This window comes from Paenibacillus sp. PastF-3 (assembly GCF_029893135.1).
GTDB lineage: Bacteria > Bacillota > Bacilli > Paenibacillales > Paenibacillaceae > Paenibacillus_AQ > Paenibacillus_AQ nitricinens.
Genome location: NZ_JARXWM010000010.1, coordinates 13,918 through 38,780, shown reverse-complemented (window position 1 = coordinate 38,780; position 24,863 = coordinate 13,918). Strand labels below are relative to the sequence as shown.

Annotated in this window: 22 protein-coding genes; 16 read left to right on the top strand and 6 right to left on the bottom strand. The window is 44.6% G+C overall.

Annotated elements, in window-relative coordinates; genetic code table 11:
- Window positions 1-110: 110 nt before the first annotated feature.
- From M2444_RS19755 to M2444_RS19745, 3 genes are all read right to left on the bottom strand, one after another.
- Window positions 111-1,682, bottom strand: a complete 1,572-nt coding sequence (locus M2444_RS19755) for a response regulator (RefSeq protein ID WP_280787844.1) — start codon at window positions 1,680-1,682, stop codon at window positions 111-113.
- A 3-nt stretch (window positions 1,683-1,685) separates the two neighbouring features.
- Window positions 1,686-3,524 (bottom strand): sensor histidine kinase, encoded by a 1,839-nt coding sequence (locus tag M2444_RS19750; protein ID WP_280787843.1) that lies wholly within the window; start codon window positions 3,522-3,524, stop codon window positions 1,686-1,688.
- Between the two features lie 146 nt (window positions 3,525-3,670).
- Entirely contained in the window at window positions 3,671-5,083 is a 1,413-nt protein-coding gene (locus M2444_RS19745) for an extracellular solute-binding protein (protein WP_280787842.1), read from the bottom strand.
- Between M2444_RS19745 and M2444_RS19740 the strand changes: the two genes are divergently transcribed.
- The gene (locus tag M2444_RS19740) at window positions 5,040-5,339 is read left to right on the top strand and encodes a hypothetical protein (RefSeq protein WP_280787841.1); all 300 of its coding nucleotides are present in this window, start codon (window positions 5,040-5,042) and stop codon (window positions 5,337-5,339) included. The two genes, M2444_RS19745 and M2444_RS19740, sit on opposite strands and share 44 nt — an antisense overlap.
- 58 nt (window positions 5,340-5,397) lie before the next feature.
- Here the strand turns inward: M2444_RS19740 and M2444_RS19735 are convergent, their stop codons facing one another.
- Both M2444_RS19735 and M2444_RS19730 read right to left on the bottom strand, forming a co-directional pair.
- Window positions 5,398-6,282 carry a carbohydrate ABC transporter permease gene (locus M2444_RS19735; protein WP_280787840.1) on the bottom strand — a complete coding sequence of 295 codons (885 nt, stop codon included), beginning with the start codon at window positions 6,280-6,282 and terminating at the stop codon, window positions 5,398-5,400.
- Between the two features lie 17 nt (window positions 6,283-6,299).
- Window positions 6,300-7,220, bottom strand: a complete 921-nt coding sequence (locus tag M2444_RS19730) for an ABC transporter permease (RefSeq protein WP_094872777.1) — start codon at window positions 7,218-7,220, stop codon at window positions 6,300-6,302.
- Window positions 7,221-7,368: 148 nt separating this feature from the next.
- On the opposite strand from M2444_RS19730, the gene M2444_RS19725 reads away from it, so the two are divergent.
- Complete coding sequence (locus M2444_RS19725) at window positions 7,369-8,112, top strand: glycoside hydrolase family 16 protein (protein ID WP_280787839.1); 744 nt, start codon at window positions 7,369-7,371, stop codon at window positions 8,110-8,112.
- Entirely contained in the window at window positions 8,097-8,321 is a 225-nt protein-coding gene (locus M2444_RS19720) for a hypothetical protein (RefSeq protein WP_280787838.1), read from the top strand. The genes M2444_RS19725 and M2444_RS19720 overlap by 16 nt, the downstream gene beginning before the upstream one ends.
- Here the strand turns inward: M2444_RS19720 and M2444_RS19715 are convergent.
- Complete coding sequence (locus tag M2444_RS19715) at window positions 8,318-9,244, bottom strand: phosphotransferase enzyme family protein (protein ID WP_280787837.1); 927 nt, start codon at window positions 9,242-9,244, stop codon at window positions 8,318-8,320. The two genes, M2444_RS19720 and M2444_RS19715, sit on opposite strands and share 4 nt — an antisense overlap.
- 258 nt (window positions 9,245-9,502) lie before the next feature.
- Here M2444_RS19715 and M2444_RS19710 point away from each other — a divergent pair, with 258 nt between their 5' ends.
- The 13 genes from M2444_RS19710 (at window position 9,503) to M2444_RS19650 (ending at window position 24,831) form a co-directional block, all read left to right on the top strand.
- Window positions 9,503-10,897, top strand: a complete 1,395-nt coding sequence (locus M2444_RS19710; protein ID WP_280787836.1) for an SMI1/KNR4 family protein — start codon at window positions 9,503-9,505, stop codon at window positions 10,895-10,897.
- Between the two features lie 192 nt (window positions 10,898-11,089).
- The gene (locus M2444_RS19705; protein ID WP_280787835.1) at window positions 11,090-12,496 is read left to right on the top strand and encodes a hypothetical protein; all 1,407 of its coding nucleotides are present in this window, start codon (window positions 11,090-11,092) and stop codon (window positions 12,494-12,496) included.
- Between the two features lie 34 nt (window positions 12,497-12,530).
- Window positions 12,531-13,739 (top strand): hypothetical protein, encoded by a 1,209-nt coding sequence (locus M2444_RS19700; RefSeq protein ID WP_280787834.1) that lies wholly within the window; start codon window positions 12,531-12,533, stop codon window positions 13,737-13,739.
- Window positions 13,740-13,859: 120 nt separating this feature from the next.
- Window positions 13,860-14,297 carry a GNAT family N-acetyltransferase gene (locus M2444_RS19695; protein WP_280787833.1) on the top strand — a complete coding sequence of 146 codons (438 nt, stop codon included), beginning with the start codon at window positions 13,860-13,862 and terminating at the stop codon, window positions 14,295-14,297.
- 227 nt (window positions 14,298-14,524) lie between these two features.
- Window positions 14,525-15,046 (top strand): S-layer homology domain-containing protein, encoded by a 522-nt coding sequence (locus M2444_RS19690; protein ID WP_280787832.1) that lies wholly within the window; start codon window positions 14,525-14,527, stop codon window positions 15,044-15,046.
- Complete coding sequence (locus tag M2444_RS19685; RefSeq protein WP_280787831.1) at window positions 15,015-15,203, top strand: S-layer homology domain-containing protein; 189 nt, start codon at window positions 15,015-15,017, stop codon at window positions 15,201-15,203. Before M2444_RS19690 ends, M2444_RS19685 begins: the two co-directional genes overlap by 32 nt.
- Before the next feature lie 242 nt (window positions 15,204-15,445).
- A complete protein-coding gene (locus M2444_RS19680; RefSeq protein ID WP_280787830.1) occupies window positions 15,446-15,994 on the top strand; it encodes a cupin domain-containing protein in 549 nt (182 codons plus the stop codon).
- A 134-nt stretch (window positions 15,995-16,128) separates the two neighbouring features.
- Window positions 16,129-18,402, top strand: a complete 2,274-nt coding sequence (locus tag M2444_RS19675; protein WP_280787829.1) for an S-layer homology domain-containing protein — start codon at window positions 16,129-16,131, stop codon at window positions 18,400-18,402.
- Window positions 18,403-18,596: 194 nt separating this feature from the next.
- Window positions 18,597-19,478, top strand: a complete 882-nt coding sequence (locus M2444_RS19670; RefSeq protein ID WP_280787828.1) for an AraC family transcriptional regulator — start codon at window positions 18,597-18,599, stop codon at window positions 19,476-19,478.
- A 578-nt stretch (window positions 19,479-20,056) separates the two neighbouring features.
- On the top strand, window positions 20,057-20,986 hold the full coding sequence (locus M2444_RS19665; protein WP_094878539.1) for a phosphotransferase family protein: 930 nt from the start codon (window positions 20,057-20,059) through the stop codon (window positions 20,984-20,986).
- Between the two features lie 268 nt (window positions 20,987-21,254).
- Window positions 21,255-22,916 carry an extracellular solute-binding protein gene (locus tag M2444_RS19660; protein ID WP_280787827.1) on the top strand — a complete coding sequence of 554 codons (1,662 nt, stop codon included), beginning with the start codon at window positions 21,255-21,257 and terminating at the stop codon, window positions 22,914-22,916.
- A gap of 90 nt (window positions 22,917-23,006) precedes the next feature.
- Window positions 23,007-23,912, top strand: a complete 906-nt coding sequence (locus M2444_RS19655; RefSeq protein ID WP_280787826.1) for an ABC transporter permease — start codon at window positions 23,007-23,009, stop codon at window positions 23,910-23,912.
- A gap of 34 nt (window positions 23,913-23,946) precedes the next feature.
- The gene (locus M2444_RS19650; RefSeq protein ID WP_280787825.1) at window positions 23,947-24,831 is read left to right on the top strand and encodes a carbohydrate ABC transporter permease; all 885 of its coding nucleotides are present in this window, start codon (window positions 23,947-23,949) and stop codon (window positions 24,829-24,831) included.
- The last annotated feature ends 32 nt before the right edge of the window (window positions 24,832-24,863 follow it).

The window sequence follows — 24,863 nt, the reverse complement described above, 5'->3', positions numbered from 1 at the left end:
CCTTTATTCTATCGAATATAATAATCCGCTAAAAGGTACAATTATTTTTGTTATAACCCAATTTTTTGGCTTTTGATAATATTCGTGTATTTAAGCAGTGGCCCCCTGATTTATAGCGCGGTGTCCTGATACTTCTCTTCTCTGTCATGCTTCCGGCGAATCATTTGGCGGTACTCTGTAGGTTGCATGTCCATGACATCCCGGAAGGCCCGTGTGAAACTTTTGTAGCTTTCATACCCTACCATAGTGGCTACCTCGACGATTTTATGATCGGTCTCAGCCAGTAGCCGACGAGCTTTATCCAAACGCACATCGCGCAGGTATTCTGCAAAACCTTTGCCGATATTCTTCTTGAACAGGTTAGAAAAATAAGCATAATTAAGTGACACATGGTTGGATACCATCGCCAGATCCAGTGGTTTATGATAACTTTCGTGTATAAAACGAATGGCCTCATTCAAATCCTGCGAGTTACGATAGCTGCATTTATATTCATAATAGAATTGGTTCAGCCGAAGCAGCTGTTGTTGCAGCGCCTGAATATAATCACGAATGCCTGGATAGTCGAACAGATTACGCAAACATTCGATGTCCAGCGCTTCTTCCCCCATATATGGGCGGATCACACGCACGTATTCCTCCAGCATCTGCACGATGGCGCGGCATAGCTGCTGGGTGTATTGGATGTGATAGCGTTGCAGCGTATCTTTGTGAAATATCTTAGAAATGCCTTGGGTGATGGTGCCGCTGTTCTTGCTGCCGACTAACTGGAACAGGGCATACAGCTCCTCATAGGGAAGCTCCCACTGCTGCTCCAGCCGCTGAATATGCGTGGGTAGAATATAGCTCTTCTCTGGAAAAAGGTAACTGTGGCGATACAGCTCCAGCGCTTGTATATAGCTGCGGGGCAGTTCCTTCAACCCTTGCTGCGGGCTGGTCATAGCGGTGATGGCATCGATCTGGCTTGCTTTGAGAGCGGCCGGAAAGGCGTCCGTATCTACGGAAGCATCCACAGCGAGGACGAGATATGGGCGGTGCTGCAAGCATATGCATCCTTGTTTGCCATATATCCGATAGGCAATAGATTCCATGCTGTGACTGCTATGGGCTCCCGGTTGGTTAATCCATAGTTCCTCCCGTAGCAGGCACAGACGGTAATTACTCCACAACTTTGGATTCTGCTGCTGGGTCTGGAGGAGCCATGCCTCATCGCTCACCGCCCCCTGCATATACATACTCAGTTCCTTGCGGTCTGTCTCTTGAGCACGACGGGAGATATGCTCCATATTGCGCGAGAGCGCCTGCCGTGTTTTGATTTCATGCGCTACATGTTCTACCGCGGTTTGCAGATCTTCACGTTTCACAGGTTTAAGCAGGTAGCCCTTTGCCCCAAGCTCGATGGCTTTTTGAGCATACGCAAAATCACTGAAGCCGCTAATAATCAGGTATTCCACCTCGAAGCGTTCCTCTTTGCTCTGCGCCATCAGCATTAATCCATCCATATCAGGCATCCTGATATCTGTAATCACTAGTTGAATGCTATGCTGACGCAATACTCCCAAGGCCTCGATGCCGTTTACGGCACAGTAAATGTTGTCCAGCTGCAGGGGGAATTGGCGCAGCATGGCCTGGAGCCCATCACGAATATGCTTTTGATCATCAACAATCAGAATATTGATCATACTCTACCATCCTCCAAGATTCACATTTTCCCAAGGCAAACGTATGGTTACACAGGTGTAGGCACCTTGCACACTGTCAATCCAAAGACCGCAGCCCTTGCCATAATGAAGCTGTATGCGTTTATGCACGTTCTCCAGGCCCAGTCCGTTTTTGCTGGTAACAATCGGTGAATCCGTGTCGCCCAGCAGCACAGCTTGCAAACTGTACAGCATTTCCGGGTCAACACCTGCACCATCATCTCGTATCTTTATTAGCAAAAGGCGGTCATTCTCTACAGATACGGTAATTTCGATGTTTACACTGCCTCCCGAAGGGGCTGCGTGATGAACGGCATTTTCGACGATGGGCTGCATGCACATTTTCGGAATTGTATAACGCAGCACCTCTAGGGGGAGATCCGCCATCAATACAATATTGCCGCCCTCCATAAAGTTTATGAAGCGGATATAGCTGTGGATGTTGGCAAGTTCATCGCTAAGGGAAACCGTATCGCTGCGCCACTGCATGCTGTAACGCAGTTGTGAACCGAGAGACACTAACGCATCGGCGATTGCCGGCTGTCGTTGAACCTCTGCGAGCATACGAATAGATTCCAGCGCGTTATATAAAAAATGTGAATTGATCTGTGAATGCAGGGAGTGCAGTTGTGCATTTTTGGCAACCAGTTGCTTATCTACCACCTGGTTCATCAGATGTTTGATCTCGTCTAACATGTTATTGTAGCTGACGGCCACTTCGTCAATTTCGTCACCGGTTTCGTTCGCCCCGAGACCGGTATCGATTTTTGCATCCAGTTGGCCTTGCCGCACCTTGCGCATAGAAATCAGAACCCTGTCCAGCCGCCTAAATATCCGCCGGGTAGTATGTGAAACGAGCAGTAACATCAGTAGCAGAACACATAATGTGATCGCTACAACAAGTAGATACCAGCTCCGCGGGCCACTCATCAGTGCCTGATGAGAGGCAATATCCACGACATAAGCGTTCAAAGGGGCAATGTAGCGATACAAAGCGTAGTAAGTCTGGTCGCCGACCTCGACCTTAATAGGGCTACTCTGCTGAATGACATCCAGCCGCTGATGAATACTGCCCAGAATTTTATCCAACTCCTCACCGGCAGTTTGAGCAAAGACATGCTCAGGATTGTATACAGATCGGGAAGGGGTGGTTCCGTCCATCACTACAGAAAAGAAATCTCCCCCGCTATCCTCAAGCAGGTCACTGAAAAAGACGTTATGCTGGGCGCGAATTTCCATAATGGTAGGGCGTTTCTGCTGCTGTCCCTGAAGGCGTACCAGCCGGTAATAGGATAATGTATGGTCGCCATCCTTGAAAGCAAATAAGCGATATGCCGCACCGCCTTCCTCCCGAAGGGTCACCCAGTAGTCCTGCGGCTGAAACTTATCATAATGGTAGATTTCAGGCCAAATCTCAAATAGGTTTGGATTATCGACATAGAAACTGAGCTCACTGATCATCTCGTGGCTTTGAATGATATTATGCATTTGCTCAAATTGATTTTGTCTAAATTTCACAAGACGCAGGCCATCCCCCCGCATATTGGAGTGAATAAAATCTACAAATGCCTTTTGATTCAGCGCAGTAGAGGAAGCGTTCTCAATAATACCCATTCTGCTGCGTAGCTGTTCATTAAGTCGTGAAACATGACTGCTGCCGGTGGCCATAGCGTCCTTGTATAGCTGGCTTTCCTGCGTGCGGATAAATAAAAAGGATACCACAATCGCAGGAATGGCAATCATCATACTGAAGGCCAAAAATAATTTTTTGGATATGCGGGAATTGCGGTAAATCTTTTTCATTTTAGTCAGCAAATATTTCATTTAATAGCCTCCTACCCTTGTAATATACCATATATTACAAATCGTCTGGTAGGGAACCAGGCTGACTCGCCAATGGGGAGAATCCACCAAAAAGGGAATACCGACCACCCTTTCGGTGGCCGGCAGTAATCTTAATATGGGCATTATTACTCTGCCATTTTGGACTTTCGCACATCCAGTTCAGCTTGGCGGAATTCCATCACCTTGTCAAAGCTATAACTCTCGCGGCGGTCAAGGAAATTCTCGAAGATTTTATCGAATTCTGCCTCATTTTTAGCTGTAATCAGCTCAGGCAGCACTTCCTCCCAGTTTTGAGAAATACGCGACCAGGCTACCGATACATCAGAATCGCCTTGTGGATCTAAGCCCTTGTAGATACCACTGTCAATATCAGCCCGTTGGTTGGCGAAGTCCTCCATTTGCTTAAGAACAGGGGCTTTCTCGGGTCTCCACTGGTTGATGATTACAGGGTTTCGCATCATCCAATAGGTATCCATGATGCCATATTCTTTCTCCATTTTCTCAATATCATTTTCGAGTAATTGTACCATTTCAGGCTTCAGCTGTGGTTTGCCGTCTACCGTTTCCCATGTTTCGCCTTCCTTGCCAAGGAATACATCGCGCTGGCCTTCTTCGCTGGCCAGATAGGTCAAAAAGCGGATGGCCCGTTCAGGGTTTTCGGTGGATTTGCTAATCATCGTTACCATCCAGCCGTCCATGTTACCAGGGAATAGCTTAGGGTCATCCCCTTTGCTGTTCTTAGGGCCATCAACTGCGATGTAGTAAGAATCCGGATTTCCACTTGCAGCCAGCATAGGATTGACAGCCGCCATCCCAGTCCACTCGCGAACCATCATGAAATAACGTGCATTGTTCGTTTTTTCCTCGACCTGAGTATCGGAATCTACCAGAAAGTCTACATTAATCAGCCCGCGCTCGTATGCCGTGCGGAAGGTTTTTAACCAGGTAATATAATCGGGATCAGTCATGCGGTCATATACTTTTCCGTCTTTCTCCTGCGGGACGGCCAGTAAATTCTGCAGATATTCGGTCATTCCGTAAGGGACATTCCCTTGCGCAAAGAAGGGGCTGATAGGTTGGCCTTTATACTGTGAATACTTATCCTTTACTAATTGCAATGCACCTAGAAAGCCCTCTGGCGTGCTAAGATCCGGGCTGCCCATCTCTTCATACAGATCCTTCCGCACCAGGAAAGTCTGGTTGGCGGCTGTCATGCCGGTTTCATGCATCAGGTTGGGGCTGTAGGAATCATTCGGAACACCATAGGTATTTCCATTTTCCTGACGATACCATTTCAGTGTGCCATCGCCGGCGACCTTGAAGAAGTAAGGATCATACTTGTCAGCCAATTCATTCAAGGCATAGACATGATCGCCTTCCCATAGCTTTTTGACAGCCGTTTCCCATGAACCCATCGAGATCAAGTCTGGCAGCTTGCCGGAGGTCATCATCAGGGTAATATGCTCGTTCGCTTCGCCGGAGGGTACTTCTAACTTGATGTTGACACCTGTTTTTTCCGTTACATACTTGGAGACCAAGCTGTCTCCCCAAGTGTGGGCGTACCAGTTAGCGCCTACAAACCAAGTTAGATCTACAGGGCTGGTGTCGAGCTTCCATGCCGGTTCATCGGGATTGAGCGTTGCTTCGCTTGGCGGCGGGGATGTACTGTCCGTGGGTTGTGGTGATGGTTTGTTATTGGCTGAATTGTTGCTACAAGCGGCCGTGCCTAGTGTCAGAATTAAGGCCAGAACGAGGGTCAAGCCTGGCTTGATCAGATTGCGTTTCATCACATAATCATCCTTTCTCTGCTGCTTCTGAATTTTTTAAAATATCCGTTTCGAGACCTATGCACTTATCCCTTAATGGCGCCAATCATCACCCCTTTGACCAGATAGCGTTGGATAAAGGGGTAGACTACGAGAATTGGTAATGTGGCTACCATCATGGATGCAAATTTAATAGAGTTGCCGGGAAGCCTAGCGCCGAATTGTGCCATCGCTTGCTGCTGCATGAAAGACATGGAATTCTCTGCAATAATTTTGTACAACATGGTCTGCAGTGGAAGTAACTCTTGCGAGCGAATATAGATGACGCCCTGGTAATAATCATTCCAATGATAGACCGCTGAAAAAAGCGATATGGTCGCAATAACCGCCATGCTGTTGGGCAATACAATTCTGAACAGAACGCCATAGTCTGAAGCACCGTCTACCTTCGCAGATTCCTCCAGGCTATCGGGAATGGTGCGGAAGAAGCTCATAAAAATGACCATATTAAAAAAAGTGTACATGGAAGGAATTATAAATACCCAAAAATTATCATATAAGCCCAGCTTTGTCATCAGAATAAACGTAGGGATCAGACCACCTGAGAACAGCATTGTAACCAGTGCGATTTTGAGATACACTTTGCGGCCGATTAGATTAGACTTGCTCATTCCGTAAGCTATAACAGCGGTAAAGAATACATGCATCGCTGTTCCGAGTACCGTGCGCAGCGTGGTGATGTAAAAACCGTTCATCATCGTCTCATCATTGAATACAACACTATAGCTGGCCAGTGATAATTCTTTGGGAAACCAGTTGACGGTGCCCAGTGATGCCTGCTGCGGCGCATTAAGTGAGTTAATGAATACAAACCACATCGGGTAGAGCGTTAAAAAACAAACCGCCAGCATCAGCAGGGTATTGCAGACTTCAAATACTCCAATTTGCCGAAACCTTTTGCGTCTTTCCATACCTCTGTTCTCCCCCTTTAAAAAATGCTGTCGCCGGTTAGTTTTTTGGATGAGTGATTAGCCAAAAATAACAAACCTAGCGCTACAATAGAGCGGGCGAACAGGACGGCTGTTGAGAAAGAATGGCGCCCGGAGACCAACCCCATATTATAGATATACAAGTCCAGGCTTTCCGCCATCTTCATGTTCATGTTGTTCTTCAACATAAAAATCTGCTCAAAGTTACTGCCGAGTATCCCGCTGACCGCGAGGATGAACAAAATAGCGATGGTGGGGCGTATGCTCTGAATGGTGATATGCCACATACGCTGCCGTCGATTTGCGCCATCCAGCTCGGCCGCTTCGTACAGTCCCGGATCAATCCCGGATATTGCTGCTATGTAGATAATGGCGCTCCAACCCGTTTCTTTTAACGTGTCGGTGAAATAGGTAATCCACCAAAAGTACTTAGGGTCGCTGTTAAACAGGATTTGACGATCCTGGAATCCGATTGCCATCATCAACTGATTGATCACACCGCCCTCACCCAGCCAATTGAGTGCAATGCCACCAAAAATCGTCCAGGCAATAAAGTGCGGCAGGTACGAAATGGTTTGTACAGTTCGCTTAAATCGAAGACCCCGTATTTCATTGAGCATTAAAGCAAACAAGATGGGAATGGGAAAACCCAAGATCAGCTTGATGCTGCTCATCCCCAGGGTATTGCGGATCGAACGCCAAAATCGATCATCCGTCAAAAAATCGTGAAAATGCTTCAACCCCGCAAACGGTGATTCTAATAAGGGTTTGGCGATGCTGTAGTCCATAAATGCAATAATGAGCCAAAACATGGGGAGATAACAAAAGATAAACATCCAGAGGATTCCCGGGACAACCATGCTTTGCAACTGCCACTGTTTAACAAGCGCTTTCATTTGTTCCGTTCTGTATTGGAACATGTACCGTGCCCCCTTTCTATTTCATCGTATGAAAAAGCGTATAGGAAAAAAAGCCCAGGATTATCGACCCTATCCCATTTTTTTAGATTGGTTTGACCAGACGCAAAATTTAAGTATGCTGTGATTAAATGAAGGGAGTGTGCGAAGAATGAACAAGCTCGTATGGGAACAGAATTTCTTAGATAGAAATGGCGATTTGAAGCTATGGAATATCCGCCTTGGTAACGATTTGTTAGATAATGATGGAAATCCCTTAGACCCAGGTTGGGGCAACGGTGAGCAGCAGTATTACACGGATCATGCCAGCAATCTATATATCGATGAATTTGGCTTAAACTTGTGCGCGCGTAACGAATCCATCGATAAGGATGGACGGCATTTTGCATATACCTCGGCCCGTTTGGATACAAAGGACCATTTTTCCTTTTGCTATGGGAAGTTAGTCGTGCGTGCTAAGCTGCCGGTAGGGCAGGGAATATGGCCTGCCATCTGGCTGCTTCCGCAGGAACAAGCTTACGGTTCTTGGCCGGCTTCTGGTGAGATAGATATTATGGAGGCCAAAGGCCGCTTGCCTAAGCAAATATCCGGAACGCTGCACTACGGGAAGGATTGGGAACATCAAATCGTGGAGGAGTTCACACACCAGTTCGAGAGCGGAACCATTAATGAATTTCGTGAGTATGCACTGGAATGGGATGCAGGTTCAATTCGATGGCTGGTAGATGGACATTGCTTTGCAGAACGTCGCCAGGAGCCGGGTGTAATGCCCTTTGATGAACCCTTTTATCTGGTGCTTAACCTTGCGGTGGGCGGCTGGTATGACAATGTGGCGGTGGACGAGGCTGCACTGCCAGCGGTGATGACGATTTCAGGGATATGGCTGTACCAGTAATTAAGACAAATAGATATTTGGCAATCTATAACGATTCCAAAGAAAGGTCCATCCTACAAGGGATGGACCTAGAGCTTGCTGTTACAGACAGCACGGTGAACCGTATCACAAGTATGGGAGAGTTTTTTGGAAAGCCTCGCAACGGTCTTGAAAGTGGTGTTTCGGCTGTAATGAACTTCGGCCTTTTGCTTTTACCAGTGCTTAGTTAATGCTGTTTTTTTGCACAAAGCTCCTGCCACTTCATAAGCCAAAAATACTGTTCATCACAAAATTCTTTAGATACAGATTGCATCCCTTGACACCGCACTATTCTTGATATAATTTGAAAATGCCTTATTGCAATAAAATCCAAAATAGCATGAATTTCATTGTTACTTAGCACGCTTACTTTACTGTAGCCTGAATAAAAACGTTCGCACAAACGCATGGTTTGATCATACATGGATTCATGAAAGTGATTAAAGTTGGTATCGTCAGACATGTATGCAACATCCATACTCGGATAATCGCCTGAAGCGTCGTCAAAATCTAAGAGAACGTACTCTCCGCTTTGATTTCTTATCATATTTCCCGTGTGAAGGTCACCGTGACAAAATTTTTTTTGGAGTTTCGTTATGCGCCCCCATAATAGATTTCCATACTGTTCGAGTTCAAGGGTTTTTTCTGAATGAAAATCTAATTCTCGCATAATAGAGATATAGTCGTCGACATACTCGGTTTTTGGTCTGTTTTTAAGCTTATCGGGATATTTATCCATCAAATTATGGAGTTGCCCGATCTGTATTCCGATGCTTTCCGCCTCGATCTTACCATCGGGCATGGCTCCCTCAACATAATCGTATAATATTCCTACACAGCAACCATCCTGACTACTGAGAATAATATGGCTTTCATTTTGCTCAGTTCGAATAATAGAAACCGCCGGATATGAATTTTCTTTCAAATAATCAAGAATACGAATCGTCTGCAATGCGTCATCTGTTTTGAAGCTGCGGTATATTTTAAGCGTATACCTTCTATCCTGACTCTGTAAAAAATATACCTTACCGATCATCTCCCGATGAAGTTCGATATGCTTAATATTTATAGGATATGAACGGTTGATTTCGTTGATAAGGTTACCATAATCCATATAATACATTCTCCTTTTCGGCATCCGCACACTAATGTTTAAATTATGGCATAGTCATCATCCAACTTGATGATAATTGTTGTATTTAAAAAAAGTTTCCTGGTTGAGGAAGTGATACATAAAATTGCCGCTTGCGACCGTGTGGGGAGCTTTATCATAAGAGACGCCAATTTTCATTCCCTATATCCCATCTGGTAGAATAGGGAAAACTATATTTCTATATTCTAGCAACTTGATTGTAGGCTTGGGGAGGTAGACATGGATAAAGAGCTAATCGCACAACTGGCACAGTGGCATGAAGATGATGAACACCAGAAGATAGTTGATACCCTGATGGAGATTACTCCAGAGGACAGAGATTACGAGGGGGTCAGCAGTCTGGCAAGAGCGTATAACAATCTGGGACGTTATGAAGAAGCGCTTGAACAGTTTGCGATGATTGCGGAACGGGGACAGGATGACCCGTTGTGGCATTTTCGTGTGGGATATTCCTACTATTATCTGAATCGGTATGAGGAAGCAGTAAGAGTGCTAGGTATCGCTCATGCCCTCGATCCTGACGATGAGAAAACGGCCATGTTACTGAACTTCAGCCAGCGCAAGCTGCGCAAAGAACAACACGCCGCATCCAGACGGGCAATTAAAGATTCGCATAATGATTCGAGGTCGGCGGCAACTCCCTTTGAAGGGATGGATTTCTCCGACTTCTGGGACGATAGCGATTATGCGCTAAGAGAATATGTCTCTGACCCGCCTACGGACGAGCTGATTGCTTCTGTAGAAGAAGAACTCGGTTACAAGCTTCCTACTTCCTATATCCGTCTGATGAAGCAGCATAATGGGGGAGTTCCTTACAATACTTGTTACCCAACAGAGGATGCGACCTCATGGGCTGAGGATCATATTGCGATTACAGGCATTATGGGCATCGGGCGCGAGAAAAGTTATTCACTCTGCGGAGATCTCGGCAGTACGTTCATGATTGAGGAGTGGGGGTATCCTGCCATCGGCGTGGTGATCTGTGACTGCCCTTCGGCAGGCCATGATGTCGTAATGCTGGATTACCGGAACTGCGGGAGGGACGGGGAACCCGAGGTGATTCATGTGGATCAGGAAGATAATTATGAGATTACGTTCCTGGCTGAAGACTTCGAGACATTTATCCGCGGGTTGGTGAGTGAGGAGGATTACGACACCTCTCAAGAAGATAAAGAAGAGGATCTGCGAAAAGTAGCCGTAGGCAAATTCTCACCTTTGCTGGCGCAGCTGTGCAGTCGTGTGCCTGAGGTGGAACAGCTTGACCAGAAGATCCGTAGAATCTGTACCCGGATCGTAGAAGAGAAGGGACACTTTTCCTTTCATGCGGATGAGCTTTCTACTCTGATGTATGATGTGCAGTTTTGGCTGTACACAAGCTCTTATCCGAATACGAGTCGTCAACAATATCTGGATGTGTATGAGAAGATAATCGCTTTTGGCGGCGAGTTCGGTCAAGGCGGGTATGCGCCCGGCTGGATCAGCGACTGGCTGGATGGGCGGATTTGGGAAGGGCTGATCGTTCAGGAGAACGGGATGCTTCGCTTCTCGGATCAAGCCCGATCTGAGGTCATTGCAAGGCTCGAGGCGGAATGCGCAGACGCGAAGCTTGATTGATCACAAAAATAATCACAAGCTGGACCGTAGCACATATAGTAAGATATCTCTTTTCATAAAAGTAAGAGCAACCCATACTTCATGTAAGGGTTGCTCTTTTTGATGATGAATCAAGCCTAAAGTTAAGATTGACCCTAATTTTTACATATGAGAAAATAATGGAAATTTTAAAGATGAAGGGAAAATAATGTTTTGAGCAATCTTTTCCGATTCATTCCTATTAGTCAACTAGCAGATAAATTTCCGGAAGGCTCTTGGTGGGCGAAGTTTTACCAGGATTTCAGTGACGAGCAGCTTGCTGCTTATTGTGAAGGGGATTTAACACTGCCTTCTCTTAATCTGGATTGGGAGCAGGCTTTTCCGCAACAAAAAGAGGTAATTATCATTTTTATAGATGGGAATTTTACTATAGACAATCTCTATAACAAAGAAACAGACGGTGCTATAGGACTTATGGTGACCGGTAATATGAGTGCGAAAAATATAGCTGTAGGCGGTCAGGAAATTTATGTTTCGGGCAATCTGATGATTGAGGAAATATTGTGCGGCTCCTACAATCATGGGGAAACGATTGTGAAAGGTGATCTCAGCGCTGCAGTTTTAGTTCAGGATGATGAGTACAGCATCAAAGTTGACGGACAGAAATCGATTCCCTGCTTAGTAAATGTGTGGGAAGGGGACGGCGTATTTCAGGAGCTTCCGGTGGATATTCATGAGGTGTTAATCGATGAAGTTTTTCTGGATGTGGAAGAGGGGGAAGAGGAAGCCGACTTTTCCTTTGGCACACTAGTGAACATAATTAAAGAAGGGCGTTCCGTACTGAAAAAAATAAATGAATCCCCGACTAACAAGAAAGTTGTTCATTTATATTTCACCCACAACACGATCAATGAGGAAAATATATTGAAGTTGACGCAGTGTATTTTAATGCCGAGTGACAAGCCGTCTTTTAGATTTTGGGAGCAAGACGTTTTTTTCAAAGTTCAACTGGAGCATATAGATGCTGACGGAGAAGAGCGGGATCTTAGCATTTATATGAATGATAACCGGCATCACTATTATATTTGGCTGGAGCAAGATCATTCTGTAGGTTTGTTGAGGAGAACCATAGATGAAGGATCTGAGTGGGAGGACATTTCAGAAGAGTCTCAGGAACAACTAGCAGAGATTAGCGATTGCTGGACGATGTTGCTGACCTGCGCGAATATGGCTGAGCTTTATTTACGAAACATTGAGGTACAGTATGTGGAAGACATTTTGCAACACCCCGTAATTCAGAAATTAGTTTCGGAAGAGGAAGAAGAGGTGGATGACGGGTTCTGGGACGGCTCCAAATGTTACAGCTTCCGTCAAGCGCATACGGACGAGTACGGAGACCTCCTGCATGGTCGGATTGAAATCAAGACACCGGAGGGAGCATATTATTTTTATACACTGGATAATGGAACTTATGTTTCCCGGTATTATCAGCCGCCCGATCAATATGGCAAGCAGGACATGCCCTATTTGGATCTTAGGCGCTGGGAAGCATCAGAGCGGTATTTTACAAGATTCAAACAATTTATTGCTCAGAAGATAGAGTCAGGCGTGAATAGTTAGATCTGGATATGCTTCAGAGGAAAGGATGATAGAAATGCCAAATGATAGCCAAGCTAGTCCTTCAGCTGGTTCAGTTAGAGAAGTTGGTGGTTATCCTATCGACCTGACAGGTCCTCTCAGTCACACTCTTGTCATTAAGCCCGGTGTGGGCAGTCTATCCATTGGACCGTCGCAATTGGGGAAGAAGGCAGACCTTCATGTCTCACCTGATACGCATATTGATTGGACCGTATTTGATGTCTTTGCCACCCCGGCGGGCTCTCCTTGGCCGCGATTTCTGCATTATACAGGCAGTGACCAAAGCTTCTTTGACTGGGCACAGAAACATCCCATTGAAGAGATGACGTGGACTCCGATTCTGTCTGCAGACACGGTGGCGGATGCCACTCAGTCCAATTTGTATGGCTTGCATATCGAGTTGGATCAGTCCGGGAGGTCTCTGAGCTTGAGGCTTCCGAAGCGGCATTTCCGCCTGAGTGTATCCGGCGATCTATCACGCTTCTCGGCCACAGGAGATATGCCATCTTCTCTGACACTAGCGCCGCGCACCGGCCGACGCAGGAATGATACTCCTTTCTTGCTGCCTGACATGGGTGAGCTGCACAAGGTAACGAGCCTTACGCTACAGAATACGCCGTTAGGTCAGCCGATTTCGCTGGAGTGTCTGAACCGGTTCCCAAACCTAACCTCACTGAGTTTGTGGGGAAACTTTTGCGACCTGGACTTAATGGCTTATCATACCCAGTTAACGAATTTGGAGCTGCGCTTCATGCCTGATCTGGGTGGCTTGCCGACCTTGAACGTGTGGCCGTTGCTTAATAGATTTATCGCCTATAATGTGGAAGAGATTGCTGGCAAGCGTCTAAAACAGCAAATGAAAACTCGCGCTGTAACCCGCCCTTGGACCGACCATGCTTCAGTGAGCCAATTACGAAAGGCTGAGTGGTGGACGACTGAGTTCAGCCGCCCGTTTTCGTCCTGGCCTAAACGTCTGGCCAAGCTGGCTAATGAAGCTTACAACGTTGCACAGGCAACTTTGTCCAAGGCTCGTAGTTTTGCCGAAGCCGAGGCAGCTATTACAGCTTTCACGGTGCGCTTCAACAACCTCAAAGGCATTGAAACCACCGAACGTGAAGACCTTGGTGAAGCGGTGTGGCAACTCAGTCAGTCTGATCACCTGATTGGTCAGCCAATAGCAGAGGAGATGGCTCAACAGTGGTTCGATGCAGCGCGCGAGTACTGAATGAAATAAAAGTTCAGTCCAACAGAGCTTGCGAGCTGTTCGCTATTGCAAGGGCAACATCATACGCTACGTTGCAGCACAATATTTAAAATCTATTTTTTGATAGGAAGGAAGCCAATTGTGCTGTTTCGAAAAGCTATTACAACGGATATACCGCAGTTAATTGAATTTCGCAAGATACTGCTATCTCATGAGGACAATAGTAGCATGGATGAAACTTTTAGAAACTACTTTGATTCCTCATTATCGGATAAGTCACTCGTTGTATGGGTTGCTGATGATGACGGAGTAGTTGTATCAACTGTATGTTTTTGCTTATGTCGATTTGCACCACGGTTTGACAATCCTTCTGGATGGGTTGCATATATGACTAATGTTTTCACAATCCCTAATTATCATCGCCAGGGTATTGTATCCAAACTTGTTAGTGAAGCAATAGACGATTTGAAGGTACAAGGAATTAGAAAAATTCTGCTACATTCGTCTGATATGGCTAAACCGATGTATGAAAGTCTAGGTTTTGTTGAAGGAAAGAATTTTATGTCAATTAATATTTGATACTAGAACGTCCTCTAATAAGCATTCTCTACCAAAAAACTGGTACCCGGATAACGGGTCCCAGTTTTTATTTGCGTGGAGGTAAGAACCCATTATGGAAATTTCGCTAGAAAAAATACTCGACTCCATTCGTTTGTAAAATGTAGTCCGGGTTACAGACTGATCACCTTATAGGATGTAACAATAGTACAAGATAACATCGAGATAGGATAACGGCATGATTAAGCATGGATAAGTTGGGGGAGGCGACAGTAATTAGTGAAGGTGGCAGTTCAAGTAATACAGGTAATGATGGCGGAAAAGTGACCTCAACGAATGGCATATTAGTATTGACCGATACGAAAGATCTCCTATCTGATCGACAAGTTCTAATCAGTCCAGTTTCCGAAGTATTGAAAAATGCTACGAATAATTTTACCAAATCAGTAACACTGACCTTTGTTTTCGATGAGGCAGGATTAAAGAAGGCGCAGCGACCGGTTGAATTCTACTATGACGAAATGAAGAAAGAGTGGTTGCAAATTGACGGCGGCGAGGTTGATGGCAATAAGATCACTGTCGGAGTCGATTACTTTACAAAGTTTGCTGTGATGGCTGTAAGCAAAGAGAAGGAACAGTCCGGATCGGATCAACCGACATTTAGCGATATAACGGGTCACTGGGCCGCGTCTGAGATTATTGAAGCTGCACAGAGTGAAATCGTGAATGGTTATGTTAATGAAGGCGTTGAAGCCGCAAATAGATGCTGAGAAGTTGATGTTTACCGATTCGGTGAAGATTGGCATATGGGCGCAGCAAGCGGTAGAGCAATCTGTACAATTAGGTATTGTTAAAGGCTATTCGGACGGCAGTTTCCATCCAGACGCAGAAATTAAACGTCCTTGTAAATTGTGCGCTTTGGAGTAATACATCCACAAATTCATTGCTGTATGCCCACGGTTCTGTGGGAAGCGCACGCTATGTCGCTTACTTTGAGTGGTTATCCTTTCTTATTACATAAAAATCCATATTGTCATATGACAAAGTGATGACAGCACTCACTATTCGACAATTTATTTATTCTCTATGATTGAAAGAATTGAGGCTTAAAGTGGCAGCTTGCCCCTTTAGTTCACTTTATAAATGATTAACCCAAGGAGTGAGCGTGTGTGGAACAAACGGTAACTAATCGAGTTACGGGTGAACAAATTACGTTTATAGAAACGGCAAAGGATACGAAGGGTGAATACTTATTAATTGAAGTTGCACTCCCCCCACATGGCAAAGGTCCCCCACTACATATTCATGACCGTTTTGAAGAAGAATTTGAAGTGATTTCTGGCAAGCTCACGGTAACATTAGGTAAAATAAACTACATCCTGGTAGCGGGAGAACGTCGTGTTGCCCCGATGAAGACACCACATACTTTTACCAATAATGACGATGATCCGGTTGTATTCCGTGTACGATTAACACCACCAAGTCAGTTCGAGCAGTCTGTTCGTATTCATTACGGGCTAATGGAGGATGGTTTAACTGATGCAAAAGGCAATCCTAAATTGCTCGCACACACCGCTTTAGTGTTATCACTACAAAATACACTCATCGCTGGCATTCCACTCTGGATACAGCGTAGTATTTTTGGTCTAATCGTTAAACGCGCACATAAAAGGGGGTTATATGAAGCGTTAGAAAAGTATACAGGGGAGACCGTATAGTCTCTATGATCTGTCACCAAAAATTATGGTGATTATGATTTTCGGCAAGCCGATTTGATGTCACATGGGCAGATCAGCACTTTGCTGGAGTAGAATAATCTATTTTACAATTTGAAAGAGGTGGGATTCCCCTATTGAAACGTTCTTTATCTTTATTAATGGCATTGATCATTCTATTTGTAAGCCTTCCCGCAGCCAAGGCTTCGGAGGTTCCCTATTCCCTGTCTCCAAGCGAATTTATCAACGCTTCGGTTCCAGGTGCAAGAGCACTCGCTTACCATGAAGGCTATATTTATGCAGCTCAGCGAGATCCGGGCGGCATCTATCGCATTTCGGTCGAGACGGGAGAGGTCACGAAAGTGCTGGACAGAGAGTATGTTATGACCGTCGCCTTGAACCAAGCCGGAGATCTGTTCTTCACGACTGATAACTATGATAGAAATATTTATAAAATCAACAAAAGCGCACTCGTCAATTTTCCCCTCCCGTCGAATAGTGGCACCGCATATTACAATACGGGTTTTAATTTCGTATACGGTATGGCCTTCGATGCCACTGATAACCTTTATTTCACGGACTACACAAGTAAAGGCATTTACAAGCTCGCGCCGGGAGCAACATCTGCAACGTCGGTCATTAAAGGACTCCCAACAGCCGTGCAAGGAATAACGATAAGTTCCGCTGGTCATCTATACGCTATTGAAGACTACAATAATAATATCTATCGCATTAACAGCGATCATTTATTGAACAGTACTGTAGCTGAGTCCGAATTCGAGCTATTGTTGAATATGCGAACCATTCCCAATGGTATCGCTTATTTGCCGAATGGCAAAGCGTACATATCCTACGGGTCACAAGTTTTCCAAAGTCCTGAACTTGGCGAAAATGATACGGAAAAACCAGTTATTACGCTTAACGGTGCTTCAACACTGCTGGTTAGGAACGGAACGTCCTTCTCTGATCCTGGTGTATCGCTATCTGATAATGTCGATATCGATTTGACAGCCAAAGTAACTTACAGCTTGAACAATGTCGAGCTTCCGGCTATCGATACGACTGTTGCGGGCCGGTATACCATTCGATATGATGCCACTGATACCGCAGGCAACGAAGCTGTCGCGGTAAAGAGAACCATCATCGTTAATGAAGACAGCACTAACTTGGCATATGGCGTACCGGTTACAGTCGACAAAGGAACCGCCAGCGGTCAGACTGGCCATTTGACTGACGATTTATTGGAGACTGGCTGGATTGGCAGTCAATCCGATGCGCCTTGGACAATCACACTCGATATGAGTGCAGGCGCGGCTTATAATGAAATCCGTGTTGTCGATACCGTCTATCTGCAATCCTACGAAGTGAAGGTCAGCGACAGCGTGACCGGTCCGTTTGAAACAGTCACTGGCACGACTTACGCTAGCCTCGTTCATACGGATGGACAATATAATGGTTTTACGACAGATTCGGTCTTTTTTCCTGAAGAAATCTCTAAGCGCTACATTCAGATTGTGATCTATGTAGTAGGGGAAGATGGAAGCACGGGTCCTGATCTTCAAGAAATTAAAGTGTTCAATCAACCGATAATACCAACGCCAACACCGACACCAACGTCGACACCGACAGCGACGCCAACACCGACACCGACACCAATACCGACACCAACGTCGACACCGACACCAATACCGACACCAACACCAATAACAGAACCGACGACAGCGCCAACAACAGAACCACCAACAACAGCACCAACAACAGCACCAACAGCAGCGCCAACACCAACACCGACCCCAGCGCCATTTTTCAACGAAAAGGTTAATATTGATGTTGTTAAGGCTATTGTAAAAAAGGTAAAATCTACACCTGCGCTAGCATTCAAGGATGTATCTAAGGACTCACCAAACGCTAAAGCAATCGAAGTAGCAACTAGACTTGGAATTATTACGGGGTACAGCGACGGCTCATTCCATGCGGATGCTGCGGTAACAAGAGCAGAATTTGCGACCATGCTATTAAAAGCGCTTGGTTTAGGTGCTAAAGACCCATCCAATTTCAAAGATATTAAGGATCACTGGGCATCAGATGCAATATCGGGATTAAAGGCTAGTAGCATTACCAACGGTTACTCGGATGGAACATTTAAACCGAATAATTCTATTAGCAGAGCAGAAATAGCGGCTATGCTTGCTGCAGTCATTAACCCCAATTTAGCAAAAGAGACTAAGTTCAAGGATATTCTCGGTAATTGGGCAGAGGCTGAGATAAATATGTTATCTGATATGGGGATCGTAAAGGGAACTGTTGACGGTTTGTTTAAACCAAATGCTAATGCTACGAGATCTGAGGCATTACTCATGATCTTGCGCATGCTAAACAGCAGTCTTGATTTTTCCTTAGACATAGAGTAACGAGTATTTATACTGTAGGAAAAAATCACTCCCATAAACAAAAGGCACCCAAACGGGTGCTTTTTGTTTTGCTCTTTAGATGATAAAGTGAACCTTATTATAGATAACAGGAATTTTTTGGACAAATCAAAGCATTCCGGGTCAGGAATAGATTTATTGGTTTCTCTACAATGAAATGGAAAGGAGATGAGGCCTTGGAGACGATTAGGCTGCTACAACAAGCGATAGATTACGTGGAACACAATCTGAAATCCGCCATTGAGATCGAAGACATTGCTACGGCTGCAATGACATCGAAATTTCATTTTCAACGTATGTTTCATGCTTTAACCGGATTTACGGTTACTGAATACGTACGAAACAGGCGTCTTACGCTAGCAGCCGAGGAGTTAGCAGGAACAGATAATAAGGTCATCGATATTGCGCTAAATTATGGTTATGAGACCCCAGAAGCATTCGCTAAAGCATTTCAACGAATACATGGGGTGACGCCGCACATGGCGAAGAAAAAGAACGTGAAGCTTAAATCTTTTCCTCGAATCTCCTTTCAAATTCAGATTAAAGGAGAAACTGAAATGAACTATCGAATTGTGGAAGAACAGGCTTCAACGGTTATCGGAAAGGACGTTATCATCCAAAAGGATGCCTATACAGAAATACCTATTTTTGTAGAGGGGATTTGGATAGATGGGACACTTGATCGGATTAATGATTTGGTTGGGAAACCCTCAGGCTCACTACTGTATGGCTATTATTTCGACTTTAGGGAAGATGGAACCCAACGTTATTTAATGGGGATTGATCTGCCAGAAGGTAAAGAAGTAACGGAGGGGCTTGTTACTCTTTATGTCCCTGGTCAAACCTATGCGGTATTTGATAGCCGTGAATCAATTCCAGATGACTCGGAAATTGGACTGGAAATCCAAAATGTTTGGAGGCGAATTTACTCAGAATGGTTCCCCTCGGTAGGATTTGAACAAGTAGAAGGTCCATGTATGGAAAAATACTTCTGGATGGATGATACACTGGAAGAATCGATATGTGAGGTTTGGATTCCTGTTAGAAGAAAGATTTAGATCGTCTGGTGAACTGTATCATAAAGCTATTAAGGGAAACGATACTTTGATAAATCAGGAAGTACGTATCTGTTTGGGATTGAACAGCATAAAGCGGTAGGGTACCGAAGTAAGCGATCTGAAACAATAATTGATATTCTTAGGAAAACAAGCACGACCACAGTTATAGAAGAGGACTTTAAATTCGACAAGAGAGGTGAGGTTGTTCATTTGAACGGAATTGAAGCAAGGTATGATTATGGAACACAAGGAGGATGTTTGCGTTGGGTGCAAGAGGGTACTTATATTGAGGTGGATAGCTTTCGATTGTCTAGGAAGCAGATGGTTTTATTAGCAAAATCAATGGTTGAATAGGTGATTTTTTCATCAAAAAAAAGGCCTTTTGGAATAAAATCCAAAGGCTTTTTGTATGCTTATTTTTTTCAAGACCTTATTCAACATCATAATTGATCAGAAAGAAAAAGTCTATACTTTGGGCTGGATTTTATTTACTATTGTGAAGCCGGCAAAACTTAATCAATGGAGTGTTGTTAATGGACGTTACCTATCATCTCGATCAGGCCGACTTACAGGATTATATTAAACGGATTTTTGGCACCAGTTATGTAGTTAATTGTGTTTCACGAATGCATGGTGGCGCACAAAAGGTGGTCTACAAGATGGAGTGCAGTAATGGATTTTCCTGCGTTTTGTATGTGTGGGATCTTTCTATGAATTATTTTGAAGAAGAAAAAGCGAATGAAGATATAAATGAACAGTCCTATGGAAGTGAATTATTTGAATTAAACAACAAGTTCTTAATACAACATGGAATCCAGACCCCTGCACTTTATGATCTAAATAAGGAAAAAGATCGTTACCCATTTGATTATGCGCTCGTTGAATATATAGATGGACGTAAGGCAGAAGACTATTTTCATCATGCTGATTTACGTGTTCAAGATAAAGTGTTTCAGCGGCTAGGGGATATGCTTACAACTATGCATACCAACGAGAGGCGAATTTTTGGGAAAGTCAATGCTAACGAGATCAGCACAGAACCATGTCATTTGTTAAAAATGGAAAATGCGAAAGTACAGCTAGCTTATGCCTCTCAACATATGGAGAAGATCAGGGCTAATCAAAGTAAACTACTCGATAAGCTGTACGCGTTAGAAGCAAGAATGAAGCCTAGAAAGCAGTATGGATTTATTCACGGGGAAATGGGTCCTGACCATGTATTGGTTAATGATAAGCTGGAACCCTTTTTGATCGATATCGAAGGGGCCATGTTTTTTGATATTGAGCATGAGCATAGTTTTTTGGAGATGCGATTTGGGGATTTCTACCGGTACCTTAAGAACGATAGGCTTGACCCTGACAGACTGCTATTTTATCAACTTCACCACCATATATCATTAACCTCAGCGGGTTTAAAGCTACTGCATAGAGGATTCCCTGATCAACAATTCGCAAAAGGTTTAGCTGATTATCAATCTGAACGCGCGCTTAGGTTTATTGAAAGCTGAGGGAATAACCATTAGCCTTTGGGAGCTGAATATTCGAGTTATTACACGATAACGTTTCAACGAAGCGAAGGGGGAGTCAACCTAACCTAGGGGAGACTCCCCCTCTCTTGTGCGTTCTAGGGGCAAGCCTGACGGTAGTCAAGAGTTGTATACGAAAGTAAAGACTAGTATATAGATGGGGATCACTCCCTTTCCTATACTAGAACTAGGAAGAGAAGCTGCATGAAGCAGATGCACTACCTATTTTGAGACCATGTGGAGGGGTAATATGAAGAAAAAAAGTAGAATACTTCTGATCGTCGCATTGATCCTAAGTTTAACTATCACGGCATGCGGCAAAACCACAAATGAAGGGGAGAAGCAGCCAGAGAAGCAGTCAGATACACCTGTGGAACAAAAAAATGAAGTGATTGAAGTTTCAACAGTTTCGGCAAGCGATCAGTATCTCAAATTCGATGAGGGCGAGAGCTTTGAGAAGAACTCGGTCTATGAAGCGTATGAGAAAGATATCGGCGTGAAGCTCACGAATAAATGGGTGTCCGCCGATGACGTTCAATTCAAGGAGAAAGTGAAGATGTCCATCGCCTCCAATGATCTTCCGGACTTCATGAAGGTTAATGCTACACAGCTGAAAGAGCTGACCGAAGCGGATATGATTATGGATATCACGGACGTATATGACAAGAATGCGACGGATGAGACGAAGAAATTCTTATCGATGGATGGCGGAATGCAACTGAAGACCGCCACTTTCGACGGTAAACTCATGGGGATTCCAAGTTCTTATAATCCGTACCAGTATCAGTTCCTCTATGTACGCACGGACTGGCTGAAGAAATTGAACCTGCCGGAACCAAAGACGATGGCGGATCTCATGACGATCGCCGAAGCGTTCAAAACAAAAGATCCAGGCGGCACTGGGAAACCGTATGGAATTGCAATTAGCAAAGATCCATTTAACCATTCCACAGGTGTTACAGGACTAATAGCATTCTTGAATAGTTACCATGCTTATGAAAATCTTTGGATGGAAGACGGAAATGGCAATTTGGTCAACAGTGACATTCAGCCTCAAGTGAAAGACGCCCTTAAGGCGATGCAGGAAATGTTTAAGAAAGGATTGATTGATCCTGAGTTCTCTGTTAAAGATGTGGAGAAAGCGGCAGAGCTCCTCTACAACAACAACGCAGGTATCGTATACGGCCAGTCTTGGGTGCCGGCTCAGCTCGCTAAAGGCGCAGTAAAGGATGGTAAAGTCGTACAAGAGTGGGGCGTATTCCCGATTCCATCGGTGGATAGCGAACCTGCACTATCACAGATCGGTTTGGGTGTTGACGAATATTATGTTATCTCCAAGCAAGCGAAGCATCCGGAAGGCGTTATTAAATTGCTGAACCATTGGATTGTCGTGGATAATCATCCGACGCCAGAACAGAAAGTGTATGAGTATGGTAAAGACCTGAAGGAGAAAGGCAACAACTACTGGCTTCTAAGCCCGCTTCGTGTTGGTAAACAAAAGGATAATAACGGTGAAATATTGCCAAAAGCGATCGAGAACAAAGACGAGAGCATTTTGGAGACGAAAGATCAAAAAACTCGTTACGAGCGTGCCATGAAGTATGTTGACGGTACGGATATCAACATGTGGTGGGAATATCTGATCTCAGGTCCAAAAGGTGCATATTCACTTGTTCCTGAAATTCAGAACAATAAACAGTACCTACAGAACAAATTCTACGGCGCACCGACTCCAACCATGGCAGATCGACAAGAAATCCTGAAGAAGAAGCGGGATGAAGTATACTTCAAGATTATGATGAATCAAGTATCCGTGGATGAATTCGATAAATTCGTGGAAGAGTGGAAAAAGCTTGGCGGCGACGAAATGACCAAAGAAGTCAATGAATGGTACGCGACTAACAAACAATGATAGCAGGAGAATCGAGGGGTTGGACACAAACGACCTCTCTTTTCTTTAACCTAGTTTTTAATTTTTTAGTCCTATAGCGAGGTGAATGGCATGAATGTATTAACGCGTATGTGGAAAAGGGAGTGGCCGCTTCACTTGATGTTGGTTCCTGGGATCGTATTGGTCCTCATCTTCAGTTATATCCCGATGGCCGGCATTATGATGGCCTTTCAGAAATACGTACCGAATAAAGGGTTGTTCGGCTCCCCATTTATTGGTCTTAAAAACTTTCAGTTACTGATGGATTACCCCGATATCGGCCGGATATTCTTCAATACAGTATACATTGCGGTGATGAAAATTGTAGCAGGCATGGTCGTTCCGGTCACCATAGCGATACTGCTGAATGAGCTGCGGAAAGAATGGGTCAAACGGACCTTCCAGACGCTCGTGTACTTGCCGCATTTTCTCTCATGGGTCTTGTTAAGCGGTATTCTAATCGATGTATTGTCTCCATCTTCCGGTATTCTCAATCAAGTGCTTGGCTTGTTTGATATCGACCCTGTTTTTTTCCTGGGAGACAATAAATGGTTCCCTTATGTCATGGTCATATCGGATGTATGGAAAGAGTTCGGATTTGGTACGATTGTCTATCTGGCTGCGCTTACCAGTATTAATCCGTCACTATACGAGGCAGCGGAGATCGACGGCGCAGGACGCTTTAAGCAGACGTTACATGTGACGCTGCCGGGGATGCTTCCTATTATTGTCCTCATGTTCACGCTTAGTATCGGGAATGTACTGAATGCCGGATTTGATCAAATCTTCAATCTATACAGTCCTCCGGTCTATGAGAGCGCGGATATTATCGATACCTTCGTATATCGTATGGGGATTGAGCAAGCACAGTTCGGTTTCGCTACGGCCGTAGGACTACTGAAATCAGTCATCTCTTTCGTATTTGTATCTATGTCCTATATCTTAGCCTATCGTGTAGCGAATTACCGCATTTTCTAATGCAATCGTCGGTAATTCAGAAGGGAGACACATCGTGCGTACTAACAGATCATTCGGAAGGAAATTGTTTTTGATATGTAATTTCATTTTTCTGGGATCCGTATCTTTCTTATGCCTCATGCCTATTATTCATATTTTGGCGCTCTCGTTCAGCTCCGGGCAGGCAGCATCCGCCGGAAAAGTCATCCTGTGGCCAGTTGAATTCACAACGGCTGCTTATGCTAACGTATTTGGAAAACCTGAATATTTACGTGCATTCTGGGTATCGATTCAGCGGGTCCTTATGGGAACGACAATCAGCATGTTCCTGACGATTATCACGGCCTATCCATTATCCAAAGATTCTCGCCAATTTCGGCTGCGGACCTTCTATTCATGGTTCTTCGTATTCACGATTTTATTCAGTGGCGGGCTTATTCCAAACTATTTAACCGTGAAGAACCTTGGGATGCTCGATACAATCTGGGCTTTGGTGCTGCCAGGAGCGATTATGGTGTTCAACGTTATTCTGCTGCTGAATTTCTATCGCAGTCTGCCCAAAGAACTTGAGGAATCTTCGCTGCTCGATGGGGCGGGTCAATTTACTACCTTATGGAAAATATATGTGCCGCTATCGTTGCCGGCATTGGCAACGACAGGTCTTTTCACCATGGTGGGGCATTGGAATAGCTGGTTTGACGGTATGATTTATATGAATCATCCCGAGAATTATCCGCTGCAGACCTTCCTGCAGACGATCATTATCAAAATGGATTTCCGCTTTATTAAACCTGAGAGGGCAGAATTAATGCTCAAATTGTCCGATCGTACGAGCAGAGCCGCTCAAATTTTCGTAGCAGCATTTCCGATTCTAATCGTGTATCCGTTCTTGCAGCAGTTCTTCATTAAAGGAATTGTGATGGGGAGTGTCAAAGAATAAAATAGGGCACTCAAACTAAGACATTGCATTGC

Bases quoted from the DNA above. Each gene is read 5' to 3' on its own strand.
- M2444_RS19660 (WP_280787827.1), top strand. From the start codon at position 21,255: ATGAAGAAAAAAAGTAGAATACTTCTGATCGTCGCATTGATCCTAAGT.
- M2444_RS19725 (WP_280787839.1), top strand. From the start codon at position 7,369: ATGAACAAGCTCGTATGGGAACAGAATTTCTTAGATAGAAATGGCGAT.
- M2444_RS19685 (WP_280787831.1), top strand. From the start codon at position 15,015: ATGAAGGCGTTGAAGCCGCAAATAGATGCTGAGAAGTTGATGTTTACC.
- M2444_RS19715 (WP_280787837.1), bottom strand. From the start codon at position 9,244: ATGGATTATGGTAACCTTATCAACGAAATCAACCGTTCATATCCTATA.
- M2444_RS19720 (WP_280787838.1), top strand. From the start codon at position 8,097: ATGGCTGTACCAGTAATTAAGACAAATAGATATTTGGCAATCTATAAC.
- M2444_RS19730 (WP_094872777.1), bottom strand. From the start codon at position 7,220: ATGTTCCAATACAGAACGGAACAAATGAAAGCGCTTGTTAAACAGTGG.
- M2444_RS19655 (WP_280787826.1), top strand. From the start codon at position 23,007: ATGAATGTATTAACGCGTATGTGGAAAAGGGAGTGGCCGCTTCACTTG.
- M2444_RS19735 (WP_280787840.1), bottom strand. From the start codon at position 6,282: ATGGAAAGACGCAAAAGGTTTCGGCAAATTGGAGTATTTGAAGTCTGC.
- M2444_RS19700 (WP_280787834.1), top strand. From the start codon at position 12,531: ATGCCAAATGATAGCCAAGCTAGTCCTTCAGCTGGTTCAGTTAGAGAA.
- M2444_RS19750 (WP_280787843.1), bottom strand. From the start codon at position 3,524: ATGAAATATTTGCTGACTAAAATGAAAAAGATTTACCGCAATTCCCGC.
- M2444_RS19710 (WP_280787836.1), top strand. From the start codon at position 9,503: ATGGATAAAGAGCTAATCGCACAACTGGCACAGTGGCATGAAGATGAT.
- M2444_RS19755 (WP_280787844.1), bottom strand. From the start codon at position 1,682: ATGATCAATATTCTGATTGTTGATGATCAAAAGCATATTCGTGATGGG.
- M2444_RS19690 (WP_280787832.1), top strand. From the start codon at position 14,525: ATGGATAAGTTGGGGGAGGCGACAGTAATTAGTGAAGGTGGCAGTTCA.